General features: G+C 43.7%; 1 pseudogene. It reads right to left on the bottom strand.

The annotated features are described in order from the left end of the window. Positions 1-270 (bottom strand): annotated as a pseudogene (locus tag Q4528_RS13985) (hypothetical protein); the annotation flags it as partial.

The following is a 270-nucleotide window of genomic DNA, read 5'->3' on the forward strand; positions in this document are numbered from 1 at the left end:
CAACGGCTTGCTGCATCTCTTCGTCATCGGTAGTAATGAGGGTTGGCATGAAGTTAGTGGTGCCGCTTTTAATATTAGACTGATGCATAATCTCTAAATTGCGGGTACTAAAGTCGCCATTTAGCATCACACCGCCACAACCGTTTAGTTGCAGATCTACAAAACCCGCACTTAGCACTGAACCATTTAGGTCAATGCTTCTTATTTGTGGCGATACTTGCTGGTTAGGAACCACCGATGTGATGTGACCATTTTCAATCAGTACTGAAT

The sequence above is a fragment of the Staphylococcus pasteuri genome (genome assembly GCF_030547725.1).
GTDB lineage: Bacteria > Bacillota > Bacilli > Staphylococcales > Staphylococcaceae > Staphylococcus > Staphylococcus pasteuri.